Origin of the sequence: Planctomicrobium aquicomposti (genome assembly GCF_051466325.1) — a bacterium.
Taxonomy (GTDB): Bacteria; Planctomycetota; Planctomycetia; order Planctomycetales; family Planctomycetaceae; genus Planctomicrobium.
In genome coordinates this window covers 3,828,323-3,845,592 of sequence record NZ_CP195792.1, presented here as the reverse complement: position 1 = coordinate 3,845,592, position 17,270 = coordinate 3,828,323, and the positions used below count along the sequence as shown (strand labels likewise).

The window sequence follows — 17,270 nt, the reverse complement described above, 5'->3', positions numbered from 1 at the left end:
GCATCCCTTTGATCGATCTGACGGCAGGCAACTTGCATGTTCTCCAAGTTCTTCATCGAACGGCCGATTTTCGCCAACGTGATTGCGATCGTCACGATCCTGATCGGCGTCGTGGCACTTTGGGAACTGCCGGTTGAGCTGTATCCCGAGATCACGCCGCCGACGATTCGCGTGTCGAGCGTCTATCCCGGAGCCAATGCGACGACTGTCGCCGATACCGTTGCCGCTCCGGTTGAGCAGCAGGTGAACGGGGTGGAAAACATGCTGTACATGTCGTCCACAAGTTCCGGTGACGGTTCTTACTCCCTGACCGTGACATTCGAGATCGGCACCAATCTCGATGAGGCGCAGGTGCTCGTCCAGAACCGGGTCTCCATCGCGGAGCCACAGTTGCCGGAAGAAGTCCGTCGGCAGGGGATCACCGTCAAGAAGCAGTCGACGAATATCATTCTCGTCATTTCGCTGATCAGTTCCGATCCGCGGCTCGATTCGCTGTATCTTTCCAACTATGCCACGTTGCGCATGCGCGACCCGCTGAGCCGTGTGCCCGGCGTGGGGGAAGTGACGGTCTTCGGCACAGCCAACTACAGCATGCGGGTCTGGCTCGATCCGCAGAAGCTGAAAGCCCGCGAAATGACGGCGCAGGATGTCGTCAACGCCCTTCGGGAACAGAACGTCCAGGTGGCGGCCGGACAGATCGGGCAGCCACCGATCGATCTGAAGACCGACTTTCAGTACACCGTCACGGCACTTGGTCGGCTGAGTGAACCTGCCCAGTTCGAAGACATCGTCGTCAAAACTGGCGAAGGGACCAAAGTTGTTTACCTGAAAGATGTCGCACGCGTCGAGCTGGGAGCACAGTCATACGACCAGTTCAACATGAAGCGGGGGCAACAGAACGCCAACATCGGGATCTATCAGCTGCCGGGAGCCAATGCGCTGCAAGTGGCGGAAGACGTGATCAAGGAAATCGAGAGACTCTCCCGACAGTTTCCGGAAGGCGTGACCTGGGGGGTGCCGCTCGACACCACCAAGTTCATCGAAGCCTCGATTCACGAAGTCTACAAGACGCTGTTCGAGGCGGGCGTGCTGGTGCTGATCGTGATTCTGGCCTTCCTGCAGGACTGGCGAGCTGTGCTCATTCCCGCCACGACAGTGCCGGTGACCATTATCGGGGCCTTCGCCGCGATGTATGCCCTGGACTTCAGCGTGAATATGCTGACTCTATTCGGGCTGGTCCTCGCCATCGGGATCGTGGTCGACGACGCCATTGTGGTGGTCGAGAATGCAGTGCATCACATCGAACGGGGTGAGCCTCCGCGTGAGGCCACGATCCGCGCGATGAGCGAAGTGCTCGGGCCGATCATTGGCATCACACTGGTTTTGCTGGCGGTCTTTATCCCGGCCTCCGTTCTCGGGGGAATCACGGGGCAGCTCTACCGACAGTTCGCCCTGACCATCGCGGCGACCGCACTGCTGAGTGCCGTGAATGCCGTCACACTCAAGCCGGCGCAGTGTGCTTTGTGGCTGCGGCCGATGCGGCAGAAGAAGATGTTTCTCTTCCGGTGGTTCGAAGCGGTCTACGCGCCGATTGAAAACGCCTATGCCGCGACGATCCGCTGGCTGGTGCATCAGCGGGTCGTGGTCTCGCTGGTGTTTGTCGTGCTCGTGTCGATCACCGGGTGGTGGTACATGCGGTTGCCGACAGGCTTCATCCCGACGGAAGACCAGGGCTACTTTCTGATGATCGTGCAGCTCCCCGATGCCGCTTCGCAGCAGCGGACCCGGGAAGTCTTCAAGCAGATCGATGCACGGCTCGACAAGATCAATGGCATCGGCGACTGGATTACCATCGGGGGCTTGTCACTGCTCGACGGCAGTAGCGCCCCGAATGCGGGGACGGTGTTCGCTTCGTTTGATAACTTCGAGGAGCGACGCAAGTCCGGCCGGACGCAACAGCAGATTCTGGGTGAGGTGATGCAGTCGGTCTCGTCCATTCAGGAGGCGATGATCTTTGCCTTTCCTCCTCCCGCGATTCGCGGACTGGGCGTCCGCAGCGGCTTCGAGATGATCGTGGAAGACCGGGGGGGCGTCGGCCTGCAGGAGCTGCAGCAGGCGACTCAGGCCATCGTGGCGGATGCCGCCACACAAAGCTCACTGGCCGGTGTGACGACGGTGTTTCGTCCCGGTGTGCCACAGCTGTTCGTCGACGTCGACCGTGTGAAAGCCAAAACAATGGATGTGCCGCTGGAGACGATCTTCGGCACGCTGCAGGCGTATCTCGGTTCAGCCTATGTGAACGACTTCAACAAGTTCGGCCGGACCTATCAGGTTCGCGTGCAGGGAGATCAGAAGTTTCGCGCGGTGCCGGAAGATATCGGCAAGCTCGAGGTCCGCAATCGCCACGGCCAGATGATGCCGCTGAGCACACTGGTCAATGTGGACCGCTCGTTCGGTCCGCAGGTGGTGAACCGCTACAACCTTTACCCTTCGGCCACGGTCTCCGGTGCGGCGGCTCCTGGTTACAGCTCGGGGGATGCGCTGGTGATCATGAAGCAGATCGCCAATCAGGTCCTGCCCGCCAGCATGGACACCGAATGGACCGGGATGGCCTATCAGGAACAGAAAGTCGGCGGAGAGGCGGTGTACATCTTTGCCATCGCCATCCTGCTGGTTTATCTGGTGCTGGCCGCCCAGTACGAAAGCTGGATCCTGCCGATCGCCGTGATTCTGGTGGTGCCGCTGGGCCTGCTGGGAGCGACCGCGGCGGTAGCGATGCGGGGCATGGACAACAATGTCTATACGCAGATCGGAATCGTGCTGATCATCGCGCTGGCGAGTAAAAATGCGATTCTGATCGTGGAGTTCGCGAAAGATCTGCGGGCTCGTAACCGTTCGTTGTATGAGGCCGCAGCCGAGGCGTCCAAGATGCGGTTCCGGCCGATCATCATGACCTCGTTCGCGTTCATTCTGGGGGTGGTGCCGCTCGTCTTCGCCGACGGAGCAGGGGCCGCCGGACAACAGGCGCTGGGAACGGCGGTGTTCGGAGGGATGATTGCTTCGACCGTTCTGGCGATCTTCTTTATCCCGATCTTCTTCGTCATCTTTCAGGGACTCGATGAGAAACTGCGCGGCAGGAAAGTAGTCGAAGAGGCCCCGCCCGCAGCAGACCATCATTGATGCTGTCTGCGCAGCAGCGGTCTCTGAAGGGGCCGAACAAAAAAACGGGACGATGAACCGGTTGATTCATCGTCCCGTTGTGATTTCTCGGCAGTCGCCGTCGGTTGGCTGACTCAGAACAGGTTGCTCGTTCCATGGCCCGCGCCGCCAGCGTTTCGTCGAGTGAAAGGCGAGCTTCCGCGGAGCCAGGACGGACCGATCAAGAGTCCAGCAGCTCTATGCGGGCCGCTTGGGATCAGCCTTGAGGGGCAGACTGATCCGTTTGCCTTCCCAGGCGGACTGGTAGATCGCCAGAATCAGTTCAACACTCTTGCGGCCTTCTTCCCCGTCGATCATCGGAGCGCGACCCGACTCGATGGCTGCGACAAAGTCTTCGAACTGCCGCTGATGGCCGAGGAAGGAAATCGCCTTGGGATCGGCAGCGCCGCCGCTGGATTCATTGCCTTTGGCGAATTCGCGTCGAATCTCTTCATCGCGCGGATCGGCGTTCTTGAAATCCCAGAGCAGGATGGAATCCTGCTCCACGATGGCCGAGCCTTCAGATCCGTGGATCTCAGTCTTTTTCAGCAGTCCGGGATAAGCGGCGGTGGTCGCTTCGAGCGTGCCGAGAGCGCCGTTCTTGAACTTCACGATCGCGGTGCCGACGTCTTCCACTTCAATTCGTTCGTGGGCAATCGTGGAGGTCAGACCGCAGACTTCCGCGACGTCTCCCATGAACCAGCGAATGAGGTCGACGTTGTGAATGGCCTGATTCATGTAGGACCCGCCTCCATCGAGAGCCCAGGTTCCGCGCCAGCCCCCCTGATCGTAGTATTCCTGAGTCCGCCACCACTTCACATAGGTGTCCCCCAGCGTCAGCTTCCCGAACCGGCCGGCGTCGATCGCCTGTTTCAGTGCCAGATTGGCTCCGGTGAAGCGGGAGGGGAGAATCGCCCCGCACAGCGTTCCGGCCTCTTTACAGGCATTGATGATCGCATCGCAGCGCTCCAGTGTGATCTCCAGCGGTTTCTCGACCAGCACGTGCTTGCCGGCTTTCGCAGCGGCGACGGCAGGTTCCAGGTGGGCACCGCTGGGAGTGCAGATGGTGACGACCTGAATTTCCGAGTTGGCCAGCATCTCATCCAGATTGGAATATGCCTGGCAGGCACATTCCTTGGCGAACGCTTCCGCGCGGGCCGGGGCATTGTCGTAGCCCCCCACCAGTCGGGCGTTGGGAATGGCGGCGATGGCCTTGGCATGGAATTGGGCAATCATTCCAGTTCCGACAATGCCAAATCCGATGGACATGTAAGCACTCCAGGTTGGCGGCCACGTTGGCCGGCGTCTCAAAAAATCAGTGGAAAGGCTGCCACACGTTGTACCCGCTCCTCCCGCCTCCCTCAACGGTAGTGAGGACGTTGTCCGCCTCCCGCAGTCCCGGTCCGAGCCTGCCCGTGGGGCCGCGATTGACCTCCCCGGCTCGCACGATCTGCAGAACCGGCAGAGTCTTCCGTGGATCAATCAACGTCAATTGATCCTTGCAGAGTTGGCGCCGCTCTCTCCCCACGCATACTCTCCACGTCGATTCCAACAAACTCGACCTGACGATTAAAATTCAGCGGCAGGACCGCGCTCGCACGAGTGCCCCTAATCCGTATTTCCTGGCAGGTTTCTCTCGGAGACAGCTGTGCGAATTCCTGACGACACGATGGAGCGTCTCAAGGAGCATCAACAGACACACCTGGTTCAGTTCTGGGACCAGTTGAACGAGAAACAGCAGGCAGCTCTGCTTAAACAGATCGAGGAAATCGATTTCACCCTGCTGCAGCGGCTCGTCCAGCTGCGAACCGAACCCGCGCACCCCGGTGGCAGCGGAGCAGAGAGAGCAGCGCGGGCTCAGGGGCTGCAACAGGTTGTCCGGCTGCCGCAGTCGGCCGCGGCGCAGGAAGCGGAATTGAAGGCGATCCAGAAGGGTGAACACCTGCTGGCCGACGGCAAGGTCGGTGCCATTCTGGTGGCCGGCGGGCAGGGGTCGCGACTCGGATTCGAGGCCCCCAAGGGGATGTTCCCGATCGGGCCGCTCACCGATCGCACGCTGTTCCAGATCCTCTGCGAACAGCTGCTGGCACGGTCGCGCCGGGCCGGTCAGCCGATCCCATATTTCATCATGACGAGCGAGGCGACCCACGTTCCGACGGTCGCCTTCTTCGAGCGACACCGGTATTTCGGTCTGGGAGAAGATAACGTCTTCTTCTTCCAGCAGGCTTCACTGCCGGCCCTCGACATGGCGTCGACACAGATTCTGCTCGAGAGTCCCGGCCGTCTGGCGACCAGTCCCGACGGGCATGGCGGCATGCTGCGGGCCCTGCAGAACAGCGGCCTCCTGGATGTGATGCGGGATCGGGGGATCGAACACCTTTACTACCATCAGGTCGACAACCCGACAGCGATCGTCTGCGACCCGGCGATGCTCGGACACCACGCCCTGACGCATTCCGACATGACCACCAAGGTCGTGGCCAAGGTGAATGCGGAAGAGAAAATGGGGGTTCTGGCAGCGGTCGATGGGCAGACCCAGATCATCGAATACAGCGATCTGCCGATTGAACAGGCCCGGCGACAGGCCCCTGACGGTAACCTGCTGTTCTGGGCAGGGAACACGGCCATTCACGTGTTTCGTCGCCAGTTCTTCGAACAGCTGCTGCAGAATGATCTCTCGCTGCCGTTCCATATCGCGAACAAGAAAGTTCCGTATGTCGACGCCGCCGGACGTTCCGTGCAGCCGTCCCAGCCGAATGCCACCAAGTTTGAGCAGTTCATCTTCGATGCCCTGCCGCATGCGCAGGTGGCGCTGGTGGTGGAAGGGGATCGGGCCCGTGAGTTTAACCCCGTGAAAAACGCAGACGGGAACGATTCGCCCATGACTTGCCGGGAAGCTCTGGCACGCATTGCCCGGGCGTGGGTGGAGTCGACCGGCGCCCGCGTCAATAAGGGAGTGACGATCGAAATCAGCCCGTTGTACGCTCTGGATGCCGATGAACTCGGCGAGAAGCTGCCGGAAGCGGCCGTCTTCAAGCAGGACACCGTCCTGAATTGAGAATTGCCATTCGACTGGCAAGTCGGCATACTCAGCGATTCGAATTTCAATGGCTGAGATGGATCCAATTCAATGCTGAATCTGCAGCAGTTCTGGGAAGAGACTGAAGACGCTCCGCCGGGACTGACCCCCAAAGACCTGCAACTGGCCGAGAAACGCCTGAAGGTCTCCCTTCCACAAAGCCTCGTGAAAGTGTTGTCCGTCCAGAACGGCGGATACGTCCGGTACGAGGAAGTCAATCTGTTTCAGGTCACTTCGCGTGACAAGCGGCAGTCCGTGGCTTTGGCATCGAAGCTGCTTGATGACGACGCCCTCGAAATGGTGCAGGAAAACGGGGGGCACGCCGAACAGATTCTGATCTTTGCAGACGAACACGAAGGGCATACGCTCTTCGGCCTCGATTATCACGAATGCGGCCCGCAAGGAGAGCCGGATGTCATCGCGATTGACCTCCATTGCGGCTATTGCGAACGAATCGAAGGGGGAGTCGACGACTTCCTGAACCGACTTTCTGCCTCGGATGCGGAACCAGCTGTCGACTGGAATGAAATCAGCGAATACGAACTGCTGGCGGAAGAAGTGATTGAGATTCCCGTGGAAGCGGGGGAGCCGGCACCTCACACGATCGATCAGCGGCTCTGTGAATCCGGAACCTCTTTCATTCTGTTCCGGCAGGAACGCCAGGGGGATTTTGAGCTGTTGACCCGGTTCGAAATCGTCAAGCCGCTCGATGCCGAGCAATGCCTGATTAACACGGTCCAGAATGCCACTCCTGCGCTCTACCAGATTCAACTGGCGGCGGAACCGAGTGACTTCCCCGATGAAGAGTCGGTCGTTGATCCGGACGACTACGAAGAAGTCAGTACGCTGTGGTCAGAATCCCGCTCTCTCGCCGATGGACGCTGGAAGAACCGGAACGGTTCCGGCGAACCGGCGATGGTCACGTTCGAATCTGCCGACCGCGAAAAGCTGGTGCAGCTGCGCGTGCGGTTGATCGGCGGAGAACTCAGCGAACGGGCGCTCGCGCAGGAAGAGTGGCAGGAGCGGATGCAGTCGCTCAGTGATGACGAAATTGAAGTCGTTTACCCACAGATGATGCAGGCGATTCTGGCGGAAGCCCGACAGACACTGGATGGTCTGGACCTCAATCGTCTGCCCCCCTCGTTCCAGGCCGCCCTGCAACAGTTCGCAGAATATGGAGACGAGACTGAGAACCTGACCGATTCGAAACAGGAGCTCGATCCGGAACTGCTGGGGCTGATGAAGAAGATGCTGACTCTGCCCCCCAAGCTGTAACGTTTCGCTCGAGTGGATGGACAAATTCCGGCGTGACACTGCGGATCGACCAACGCAGTGCCGCGTGCGGAACGCTGCTTGCAGCCAGGGGGATTACTGATCACTGCCTGCAGATTCCAATTGCAGGCAGTTTCCATTTTTCATGAAACAGGGAGTGCGGAAATGCCACAAGTGACGCTCAAAGGGAATCCGGTGAAGCTGTCCGGAGCGGAGTTGAAAGTTGGTGATGCGGCTCCGGCCTTCACCCTGCAGAATACGTCTCTCGAAGACGTCACGCTGGAATCGTCCGCGGGCAAGACCCGCATCGTGGCGACAGTCCCTTCGCTCGATACCAGCGTCTGCAGCCTGGAGACCAAGCGCTTCAATGATGAAGCGGCTCAGCTCGCGAACGCAGCGATTCTGGTTGTCAGCACCGATCTGCCGTTTGGACAGAAGCGCTGGTGCGGTGCTGAGAACGTCGACAAAGTTGCCACGTTGAGCGACCACCGGACAGCTGCCTTCGGCAAGTCCTATGGCGTGCTGATTGAAGGAGGGCCGCTCGATCGCTGCCTGACCCGCGCGATCTTTGTGATCGGGGCCGACAACAAGCTCAAGCATGTTGAGTACTGTAAGGAAATTTCAGAGCATCCGAACTACGACGCCGCTCTGGCGGCCGCACGCGGTTGAGGACTACGGAATTTCCGGGAGAGCGACTGCAAAGCAGATCCGCCCCGCCATTTGGCACAGGTCAATCAGAAACTCCGGGCGAGTCCGTCCGGAGTTTTTTATTTGAGCAGGTTGCTCTTTCCAGTGCCTGCGGAGCAAGCGCTTCGTCTGGTGAAGGGCTGACTTCCGCATGGTGAGAACGGGGCAATCCTACGTGAAAAGGCTTGAGGACGTGCGGCCTGCCTCACACTTTTTGGCGGGCCGCTGAGTCCCCTTCAACCACGAGGGGTGCCGAGAGTCAGCTTCAGCGTCACTTCCTGTCCATCACGGAGCACGGTGACATCCACCTGTTCGCCCGGCTGGAACTTTCGCAGTGCGAGGTCAAAGTCGTCGAGGCCGCCGATGTGATGGTCTCCCAGCCGGATAATGACATCCTTCCCGCGTAAGCCCGCCTTTTCCGCCGGGCTGCCGGGAGAGACTCCTTGCAGGGCATAGCCCTGAACATCGGAACCGAAATCCGGAATGCTGCCGAAGTAGGGGCGGTTGCCGCTCCGGTCGAGTGATGCCGCGCCGGCGATGTGCAGATAATCCGGCTTTGTGGGGGCTTCCGCCGTTTCCACGACCAGCTTTTCCAGCAGATTGATGACCCGGTCCATGTCGGCGAAATTGATCTTCTCCCAGTCATCAGAGGGGCGATGGTAATCGCCGTGTGTCCCGGTGAAGAGATGCAGCACCGGAATCCGGTGGGCATAGAAACTGGAATGATCACTCGGACCAAAGCCCTCCGGCTTCTTGGAAAGCTTCAGCCCCAGCGCTGCAGCTTCTTCATCAACCAGCTTCTCCCAGCGGGAGGAGGTCCCCGTTCCGAAAACCGTCAGCTTGGCATCTTCCATGCGGCCAATCATGTCCATATTGAACATGGCGATGGTCTGCTGCAGAGGATAGACGGGATTTTTGACGTACTCCTCAGAGCCCAGGAGCCCCCGTTCCTCCCCGGTGAAGGCAATAAATACGATGCGCCGCGGCAGCGGCTTTCCCCGGGACGCCAGCCGACGGGCGATCTCGATCAGGCCCGCTGTCCCTGAGGCGTTGTCATCCGCTCCGTTATGAATCTCTTTCACTCCGGGAGTCAGTGAACCTTCTCCACCCAGACCGAGATGGTCAAAGTGTGCTCCGATGACGATGGTCTCTTCCTTCAGTGGGCCGGTCCCTTCCAGCACGCCAATCACGTTGTCGACTTCCACCTTCTGCACGTCGATACTGGCCTGGCCAGCTGCGGTCCAACCAGTCAGCTCACTGCTGGCCGGCTTGCCGGTCTCGTCGATTTCGGCTTCGATTTTCTGCAGCGTGGTCTTGAGGCTGGCCAAGAGCAATTCGTTGCAGGCCTGCTGCGTGATCTGGAAACAGGGCAGTGACTTGCCCGAGCGGGTGCCGCCATAGCCGAAGGTCATTAACGGGTCGGCCACATGAGCACTTTCCATCTGCTCGACCTGACGCAAATGTTCCACGGCTCGTCGGAGCTGGGGCAGTAGTTCATCGCTGGTGGCTCCCTGCGCTGACAATTTCTCCGCCAGTACGATGATTTCATCGCGTGCTTTTTCAACCTGCTTGGCAAGCCCTTCCTTCTCGGACCGGCCGGTGTAGGGGTCGTTGACCAGCAACACTGCCACGGCACCGCGAGTAAAGGCTTCCCCCAGTTTGGTGGCCAGTGAAGCATGCCGCGAGATACCGTGGGCCACGGCAAACATCCCGTGTGGGTTCTCCTGCTGAGGAGCCCTCCGCATCAGGATGACCACCTTGCCCCGGACATTGACGTTGGCAAACTCGTTGAATCCCTGATCCTTGGCGTCGATGCCATATCCACAGAAGACCAGCGGAGCCTTGAACGTTCCCGAGCCTCCGAAGGAGCAGGGGCGGAAATCCTGATCCAACTGCAGATCAATCACTTTTCCGCCGGGGCCGCTGAAGCTCAGCGTGTTGGGACTGCCCAGCCGGGCTCCGTCGGTGATTTCGAATTCCTGAAACGGGTCCCCTCCGGCGACGTCCACCTTCAGTCCCGTCGCGCGGAACTGTTCCGCAATATATTCGGCTGCCTTCTTCAATCCCTCGGTGCCGATGCCACGCCCTTCATATTCATCGGATGCCAGAATTTTCAGGTCTTCCCGCATTCGCTGCGCAGAGAGAGAGAGTTCGTCCGCGCCGGCCAAATTCCAGGCCAGCAGTCCGCAGAGCAGGGTACTGAACGTTATACTTGGTCGCATGAACTCCGCCTCCCGTCGAATCTCTCAGTTTTTCCGCCGGGGATTCTATACGTCTTTCCGCCGGAGAAGTAACGTCTGGAAAGGGATCGCCGGGGAAAAGTTTGCCAAACACCTTCCCTCGCCCGGGTCTGCGAGCCCTGCGCCTTCAACCGAATCTGTGAGATGAACCGGTCCCTCGAATTCAATTTGCTGCTTCCTCGACAGGTGACCTTCGGCTGGGGACGCCGGGTCGAGCTCGGAACGCTGGCGCGCGGACTCGGTTCCCGTGTCTTTCTGGTCGATGGTTCCAATACGCTCCGCAAATCCCCGGTGTGGGGAGAGATTCTGAGCTCGCTCTCCTCACAGAATCTGGCTGTCGAACATCTTTGTACCGTCACGTGCGAGCCGACCATTGCCGATGTCGATGCCACCACCCGTGACATCCTGCGGTTTCAACCTGCATCCGGAGATCTGGTTCTCGCCATCGGAGGAGGAGCGGCACTCGATCTGGCCAAAGCGGTCGCTGCGATGGCGACGAACAGCCAGGGAGGGAGTGTCCGCGACTATCTGGAAGGAGTCGGGACCGGCAGAACACTCACGGCGGATCCGCTCCCGGTACTGGCTGTCCCGACAACTGCCGGAACCGGCAGCGAAGCGACCCGGAATGCGGTGATCTCCTGTCATGAGCCGCCGTGCAAAAAAAGTCTCCGTTCCAACCTGATGCTCCCCTCGGCCATTCTGATCGACCCCGAATTGACGGTGAGCCTCTCTCCCCGCCAGACCGCCTCTTCGGGACTGGATGCCATTACACAGCTGATCGAAAGTTTTCTTTCCCGCCGAGCGCAGCCTTTTACGGACGCACTCTGCTTGACCGGCCTGGACGGAGCGATGTCGGCACTGGAAACCGCCTGCCGCGACCCCGGAAACCGGGCCGCCCGCGAGACGATGGCCTACGCCGCCTTTCTTTCCGGGATTGCACTGGCGAACTCCGGCCTCGGCTTCGCACACGGCGTTGCAGCTGCCCTGGGGGCCCTCTGCAACGTGCCACATGGACTGGCCTGTGCCACGCTGCTGCCGATTGCCATGAGACAAAACCTGCAGGTGGCGAACGCCCGGCTGCGACGGCTGGCTCCCCTGTTGACGGGCAATCTGACCGCCTCGGCGGAGCAGGGGATTGCCGCGGTCGATTCCTTACTCGACAACCTGTCGGTTCCCCGGCGTCTGCGCGACCTGGGAGTCCATCATTCCCAGTTGCTCGAGATTGCGACCGGCTCGCGCGGAAACAGTCTCAGCGGGAATCCGCGTGATTTCACAGACGCCGAACTCCTTTCCATCCTGGAGGCTCACTGGTGATCCTGGCAGCCGGACTTTCTCCTGCTTTGCAGCAGATTCTCCAGTTTGACTCGCTCCGGATCGGTGACGTGAACCGGGCCCGTGGGGCGGAGTGGTGCGCTTCGGGCAAGGTCATCAACGTGGCCGTGGCCGCCTGTCATTTGGGAGTGGAAACCGCTGCCGTGACCACCCGCGGAGGGCAATCCGGGGATGCTCTGGCAGCGGATCTGTTTTTGTTTCCACTCCATATGGAGTGGATTCAGAGTCGGCAGCCGACCCGGGTCTGTACCACCCTGTTGGATGCTGACGGGGTGACCACCGAACTGGTGGAGAATACCGGACCGGTGGAAGACGCGGTCCTGAGTTGTTTCGCCAGCCATTGGCAGGCCCTGTCGCGAACGGCGAGCCTGGCCGTGTTCAGTGGTTCTCTTCCTCCAAATGTCCCGCCCGAATTTTTCGCACAGTTTCTGCAGTCGACATCGATTCGCACGATTCTCGACCTGCAGGGAGAACCGTTGAGAAAATGTCTGCCGGGCAAGCCTTTTCTCATCAAGCCCAATCGGGAAGAATTGGCAGCCACTTGCGGTCGATCCCTGAACACATCGGCGGCGGTGGTGTCTGCCATGCAGGAGTGCCGCGACGCCGGTGCGGACTGGATTGTCGTGACCGATGGGCCGCGACTGGTCCATGTCATGTCGCAACAGTCGACGTATCGGCTGCGACCACCCCAGGTGCGGACGGTCAATCCGACCGGGTGCGGAGATTGTCTGGCAGCTGGAATTGCAGTCGCGCTTCATCGCGGCGATGATCCGCTGATGGCCATCCGGTTTGGCATCGGCGCAGCGGCTCAAAACGCTGAGCAATTGTTGCCGGGCCGGCTGACAATGGACCGCTGTCAGGAACTGGCAGCCCAGGTCGTAATTGAGTCCGAAGAATGATTCCTGTCCGGGCAGATTGCCGGGACTGGTCCGATTCAGTACACAGTTTTTTGCGGAGCAACGAGAAATGGCCCGAGTAGTCAACGTCGCCCTGGTTCAACGGCCCGCCGGCCTCGACGTCGACGCCAACCTGCGCGAGACCGCTGCCGATGTCGAACGGGCAGCGCAGCAGGGAGCGCAGATCATCTGTACGCAGGAGCTGTTCCGGGCCCAGTATTTCTGTCAGTCGGAAGACCACAGCAACTTCGCGCTGGCGGAGACGATTCCCGGTCCCAGCACGGAAACATTCAGTGCCCTTGCAAAGAAGTATGGGGTGGTGATTGTGGCCTCGCTGTTCGAGAAGCGGGCTCAGGGGCTGTACCACAATACCGCTGTTGTGTTTGATGCCGATGGCTCTCAGCTGGGGCTGTATCGCAAGATGCACATTCCGGATGACCCGTTGTTCTATGAGAAGTTTTACTTCACGCCGGGAGATCTGGGCTTCAAAGCTTTCGAGACCCGCTTCGGGAAAATCGGCGTGCTGATCTGCTGGGACCAGTGGTATCCGGAAGGGGCCCGCCTCACCGCACTGGCCGGAGCGGAGATCCTGTTCTTCCCGACGGCGATCGGCTGGCATCCGAAAGAAAAAGCCGAATACGGAGTCGCGCAGCATACTTCCTGGGAAACGATTCAGCGCAGCCACGCCATCGCAAACGGGGTCTTTGTGGCTGCTCCCAACCGGATTGGTCATGAAGGAGCGGCGAGCGATGGCATCGAATTCTGGGGACAGAGCTTTATCTGCGATCCTTCGGGAACGATTCTGAAGAAAGCCAGCGTCGACAAACCGGAAATTCTGATCGTCCCCTGTGATCTCGACCGCATCGATGTGCAGCGGACCCACTGGCCGTTCCTGCGCGATCGCCGGATCGATGCCTATGGGGACATCGTGAAGCGGTATCGCGACTGATCCGCTGCGAGCGGGTCAACGAAGCCATCTTTTGCTTCCGACCGAACATCAGGCGACGATAGCGGACCGACTCATCCCGCGTAGTGCATTTTGGTGCGGAACCAGCTCACCACTCCCAGAGAATTCCACCTTTCTGACGGAACACACAGATGTCTGAAAAATGGATCGCAGACCGGATGCACAAAATCGACGCATCTGGCATCCGCAAGGTGTTCGACCTCGCGGCCAACATGGCCAATCCCTGCAATCTGAGTATTGGTCAGCCGCACTTCGACACGCCCGAGCCGATCAAGGAGGCGATGAAGAAGGCGGCGGATGAAGGTAAAAATGCCTACAGCCAGACACAGGGAATCAAGCCGCTGCTGGAGCGGATCCAGTCCTCCGTGCAGGCGACTTATGGCCATGCTGACCGCAAGACGTTCATCACCAGCGGGACCAGCGGCGGCCTGATGCTGGTGTTGAACACACTGGTGAATCCGGGAGACGAAGTCATCGTCTTTGATCCGTGGTTCGTCATGTACAAGCACCTGACGACCCTCTCGGGTGGAACGGTGCGATCGATCTCGACGTATCCCGATTTCCGCATTCCGCTCGACAAAGTGAAGGCGGCCATCAACGAGAAGACGAAGCTGATTCTGTTCAACAGCCCCTGCAATCCGACGGGCCATGTCGCCACCGAAGAGGAAGTGCGGGGACTGGCCGAGATTGCCCGCGAACACAACATCGCGCTGCTCAGCGACGAGATCTACCGGGTCTTCTGTTACGACCATGAATTCGTCAGCCCGGCAAAATTCAATGACCAGACCATCGTCATTGATGGATTCAGTAAATCACACTCGATGACCGGCTGGCGGGTCGGCTGGTGTCATGGCCCGGAACATATTATTCAGCAGATGATCAAGCTGCAGCAGTTCACATTTGTCTGTGCTCCGCATCCGATGCAGTGGGCCAGCTGCGTCGCCTGGGATTACGACATCAGCGACCGGGTGGCCGATTATCGCCGCAAGCGGAACCTGATGGTCGACGCCCTCAAGGACGATTTCGAAATTCAGGGAGCGGAGGGAGCTTTTTATTTGTTCCCGCGCACGCCCTGGGGGACCGGCACCGAATTCGTCAAAAAGGCGATTGAGAACGAATTGCTGATTATTCCCGGAAATGTTTTCAGCAGTGAGGACACCCATTTCCGTATTTCCTATGCCGCCAGCGACGACACCCTGCTGCGGGGGGCCGAGATCCTGCGTCGGGTGGCCCGCAGCGGACCGTAACCGGTGAATTGGCCGGTTCCGCATTTTCTGGAGTCGGTGATTGCCGAGACGGACCGGTTCCGTCAGAATGCCGAAGTGCACCGGGGCTTGGGCGCCAGTCGTGGAGATCTGCGACCAGCCGGAGCCCTGTCTTGAGAGCAATTTGAGTTTTCATTGCCCCGTCCTCGCCACGCGGAAGTCAGCATTTCACCAAATGACACGCTGGTTTCACGGGCGCTGGAAAAGCAACCTGCTCCCGGACGGTGTCCAGAGCGTTTCCATTCCACTTGCAGGCCGGCTCCGACGCGAGACTCCCCGTTTTCCTGACTGAAAACGGACTGCACAGACTCAGGTAAGAGCACTCCGCTCCAGAATGACCAGTGGCTGTTGAATCTCCTTATACTTCCGCCGATCTTCAGGCCCTGGGCCTGTGTGCCGAGCGTTTGCCGCGGCACATTGCGATCATTATGGATGGCAATGGCCGCTGGGCCCAGCAGCGGGGATATCCCCGGATCGAAGGTCATCGCCGCGGTGTGCAGAGCGTGCGGACCGTGGTCGAAGAATGTGCCCGGCTGGGACTCGAACAGCTCACCCTGTACTGCTTCAGCAGCGAGAACTGGAAGCGGCCCCCGGTCGAGCTCGATTTGCTGATGAGCCTGCTGCAGCGGTATGTGGTCGCCGAGCGTGACGAAATCATGCGGCAGGAGATCCGGTTTACCACCATCGGCCGCACCGACCGCATCGGCGGCAGGATCCTGCAGGAAGTGAACACCACGATCGAGCTCAGCCGCGACAATTCCGGCATGCAGCTTTGTCTGGCACTCGACTACGGGGCTCGCGACGAACTGGTCGCTGCGGTCCGCAAGATTTCTGAGAAGGTGAAGTCCGGCGAGTTGAACGCCGCCGACATTCAGGAACAGACGATCTCCGATCACCTCTACACCGCGGGCATGGTCGATCCTGATCTGGTGATTCGCACCGCCGGCGAGATGCGGGTCAGTAATTTTCTGCTCTGGCAGATCAGCTATGCGGAATTGTGGGTAACCGAGACCCTCTGGCCCGACTTCCGCAAACCCGAGCTGATCGCAGCGCTGCAAGGCTACGCCGGTCGGGAACGTCGATTCGGCGGCCTCAACGTCAAACCGCAGGGGCTGTCCCCCTCGACTCCGTAGAGTCGGTTGCGTTTTCCGGTCTCCGCGCCGGCCGCATTTTGTTTGGGGAAATCCTGACTTCCGCTTGGTGAGGACGAGGCAAAAGGCTCTATCCCGCTGCCCGCAGCGTGCTGTTTGCCAGCCGATCATGAATGAGCGCGGCAATACGACCCGCTTCATACAGCGGTTCGTAGCTCCAGTCTTCCAGTTCCCCTGTGAAGGGTCGGATCAACCCACGCTGCTGGCAGAGCTGATGAAAGCGGGCAAATTTCCGGGCGGGTCGACGCTCATTGAGCATTTCCACGTAGACCGGTCGACCGGTGGCGTTCGCCTCGGAAACCATCGAGATCGAGTCACCCGTCACAATGAGATGAGACGCCAATGCCAATGCAGACCGGTACGGATTCTCCGTCTTTCCGGTCCAGACGAGGTGATCCTGTCCAAACAGGGTTTCGAACCGGGAGATGGCGTGAGCGGGAGTTCGACGGGAAGGAATGATCGCGAGGCGATGCCCCGCAGCCGCGACCTGTTGCAATCGATGCGCGAGCCGGGCGGTATCCTCCGGGGTAAAGGGGAAGTATCGGTTCGGTCCCCCCAGCAACACTGCGACGAATGGAGAGTCGAATTGTTCGAGTCCCCCCATTGGTCCCTTGGCGGCAGCGGTCGCCAGAGCGGCAGGAGAGAGGGGATGCAGCGCTCCCCGTGTCGTGACCACATTGCGACCGGTTAAACCATCGTGCTCCGGAACGACAATGAGATCGAACCGTTCCAGCGGCGACTGCGGATGCTGCAGGTGCACGGCAAAAGTGCGGGGTTCGTTGTGGCGCAGAATCCAGGAAGCGGTGGCGGCCTGTCGACCGCAGGAGACGAGCACGCGCGGGGCGGGGGAGTTCAGGTCGACGGCCGCGCGCAGAATGCGTTGCTGACGAGGCACACAAAATCCAGGCAGATACTTCCACGGCGCCGCCAGTGTGCAGTCGAAGACCTGCGATTCTCCACCGAGTCCCTCTGTCAGGCCGCGTACCTGGCTGCCATGCCCGGCAGCGCCGTCGGCGATCCCCCAGCTGAAGCAGCCTGGGGCGTTGGCAGATGAAGGGGGGAAGGGGAAAATCGACATGCCCGAGGCATCCCTGCAATGTGCGGACGGCAATGCCCACGACCTCCGTCCGGGCCGGGATACTGTATCCCTGAAGGAAAATTGCCTCCAGAGCAGATTGCCGCT

General features: G+C 59.9%; 12 protein-coding genes. 9 read left to right on the top strand and 3 right to left on the bottom strand.

Features of this window, described 5'->3' with window-relative positions:
* The first annotated feature begins 36 nt into the window (after nucleotides 1-36).
* Complete coding sequence (locus SH664x_RS14855) at nucleotides 37-3,180, top strand: efflux RND transporter permease subunit (protein ID WP_437202213.1); 3,144 nt, start codon at nucleotides 37-39, stop codon at nucleotides 3,178-3,180.
* A 216-nt stretch (nucleotides 3,181-3,396) separates the two neighbouring features.
* Here SH664x_RS14855 and SH664x_RS14850 read toward each other — a convergent pair whose 3' ends face one another.
* Complete coding sequence (locus SH664x_RS14850; RefSeq protein ID WP_437202211.1) at nucleotides 3,397-4,467, bottom strand: Gfo/Idh/MocA family protein; 1,071 nt, start codon at nucleotides 4,465-4,467, stop codon at nucleotides 3,397-3,399.
* A 379-nt stretch (nucleotides 4,468-4,846) separates the two neighbouring features.
* Here SH664x_RS14850 and SH664x_RS14845 point away from each other — a divergent pair, with 379 nt between their 5' ends.
* The 3 genes from SH664x_RS14845 to tpx all read left to right on the top strand — a co-directional run bounded on the left by SH664x_RS14845 (nucleotide 4,847) and on the right by tpx (nucleotide 8,218).
* Nucleotides 4,847-6,256, top strand: a complete 1,410-nt coding sequence (locus SH664x_RS14845) for a UTP--glucose-1-phosphate uridylyltransferase (protein WP_437202209.1) — start codon at nucleotides 4,847-4,849, stop codon at nucleotides 6,254-6,256.
* A 72-nt stretch (nucleotides 6,257-6,328) separates the two neighbouring features.
* Nucleotides 6,329-7,552, top strand: coding sequence for an SMI1/KNR4 family protein (locus SH664x_RS14840; RefSeq protein ID WP_437202207.1), 1,224 nt, complete (start codon nucleotides 6,329-6,331; stop codon nucleotides 7,550-7,552).
* A 162-nt stretch (nucleotides 7,553-7,714) separates the two neighbouring features.
* Nucleotides 7,715-8,218, top strand: coding sequence for a thiol peroxidase (tpx, locus tag SH664x_RS14835; protein ID WP_437202205.1), 504 nt, complete (start codon nucleotides 7,715-7,717; stop codon nucleotides 8,216-8,218).
* Between the two features lie 254 nt (nucleotides 8,219-8,472).
* Here the strand turns inward: tpx and SH664x_RS14830 are convergent, their stop codons facing one another.
* Nucleotides 8,473-10,458: a M20/M25/M40 family metallo-hydrolase gene (locus SH664x_RS14830; RefSeq protein WP_437202203.1), complete on the bottom strand. Its 1,986-nt coding sequence runs from the start codon at nucleotides 10,456-10,458 to the stop codon at nucleotides 8,473-8,475.
* A gap of 162 nt (nucleotides 10,459-10,620) precedes the next feature.
* On the opposite strand from SH664x_RS14830, the gene SH664x_RS14825 reads away from it, so the two are divergent.
* The 5 genes from SH664x_RS14825 (at nucleotide 10,621) to SH664x_RS14805 (ending at nucleotide 16,069) form a co-directional block, all read left to right on the top strand.
* Complete coding sequence (locus SH664x_RS14825) at nucleotides 10,621-11,790, top strand: iron-containing alcohol dehydrogenase (protein WP_437202201.1); 1,170 nt, start codon at nucleotides 10,621-10,623, stop codon at nucleotides 11,788-11,790.
* Nucleotides 11,787-12,707, top strand: a complete 921-nt coding sequence (locus SH664x_RS14820; RefSeq protein WP_437202199.1) for a 1-phosphofructokinase family hexose kinase — start codon at nucleotides 11,787-11,789, stop codon at nucleotides 12,705-12,707. Before SH664x_RS14825 ends, SH664x_RS14820 begins: the two co-directional genes overlap by 4 nt.
* 67 nt (nucleotides 12,708-12,774) lie before the next feature.
* Nucleotides 12,775-13,653, top strand: a complete 879-nt coding sequence (locus SH664x_RS14815; protein WP_437202197.1) for a carbon-nitrogen hydrolase — start codon at nucleotides 12,775-12,777, stop codon at nucleotides 13,651-13,653.
* Between the two features lie 149 nt (nucleotides 13,654-13,802).
* The gene (locus SH664x_RS14810) at nucleotides 13,803-14,918 is read left to right on the top strand and encodes a pyridoxal phosphate-dependent aminotransferase (RefSeq protein WP_437202195.1); all 1,116 of its coding nucleotides are present in this window, start codon (nucleotides 13,803-13,805) and stop codon (nucleotides 14,916-14,918) included.
* A gap of 359 nt (nucleotides 14,919-15,277) precedes the next feature.
* The gene (locus SH664x_RS14805) at nucleotides 15,278-16,069 is read left to right on the top strand and encodes an isoprenyl transferase (RefSeq protein ID WP_437202193.1); all 792 of its coding nucleotides are present in this window, start codon (nucleotides 15,278-15,280) and stop codon (nucleotides 16,067-16,069) included.
* An 88-nt stretch (nucleotides 16,070-16,157) separates the two neighbouring features.
* On the opposite strand, the gene SH664x_RS14800 is transcribed toward SH664x_RS14805, so the two are convergent.
* Entirely contained in the window at nucleotides 16,158-17,165 is a 1,008-nt protein-coding gene (locus SH664x_RS14800; RefSeq protein WP_437202192.1) for a mitochondrial fission ELM1 family protein, read from the bottom strand.
* Between the last annotated feature and the right edge of the window lie 105 nt (nucleotides 17,166-17,270).

What these genes read in the sequence shown, in the direction of transcription:
- SH664x_RS14855 (WP_437202213.1), top strand. Translation starts at nt 37, where the DNA reads ATGTTCTCCAAGTTCTTCATCGAACGGCCGATTTTCGCCAACGTGATT.
- SH664x_RS14850 (WP_437202211.1), bottom strand. Translation starts at nt 4,467, where the DNA reads ATGTCCATCGGATTTGGCATTGTCGGAACTGGAATGATTGCCCAATTC.
- SH664x_RS14840 (WP_437202207.1), top strand. Translation starts at nt 6,329, where the DNA reads ATGCTGAATCTGCAGCAGTTCTGGGAAGAGACTGAAGACGCTCCGCCG.
- tpx (WP_437202205.1), top strand. Translation starts at nt 7,715, where the DNA reads ATGCCACAAGTGACGCTCAAAGGGAATCCGGTGAAGCTGTCCGGAGCG.
- SH664x_RS14830 (WP_437202203.1), bottom strand. Translation starts at nt 10,458, where the DNA reads ATGCGACCAAGTATAACGTTCAGTACCCTGCTCTGCGGACTGCTGGCC.
- SH664x_RS14825 (WP_437202201.1), top strand. Translation starts at nt 10,621, where the DNA reads ATGAACCGGTCCCTCGAATTCAATTTGCTGCTTCCTCGACAGGTGACC.
- SH664x_RS14815 (WP_437202197.1), top strand. Translation starts at nt 12,775, where the DNA reads ATGGCCCGAGTAGTCAACGTCGCCCTGGTTCAACGGCCCGCCGGCCTC.
- SH664x_RS14810 (WP_437202195.1), top strand. Translation starts at nt 13,803, where the DNA reads ATGTCTGAAAAATGGATCGCAGACCGGATGCACAAAATCGACGCATCT.
- SH664x_RS14800 (WP_437202192.1), bottom strand. Translation starts at nt 17,165, where the DNA reads ATGTCGATTTTCCCCTTCCCCCCTTCATCTGCCAACGCCCCAGGCTGC.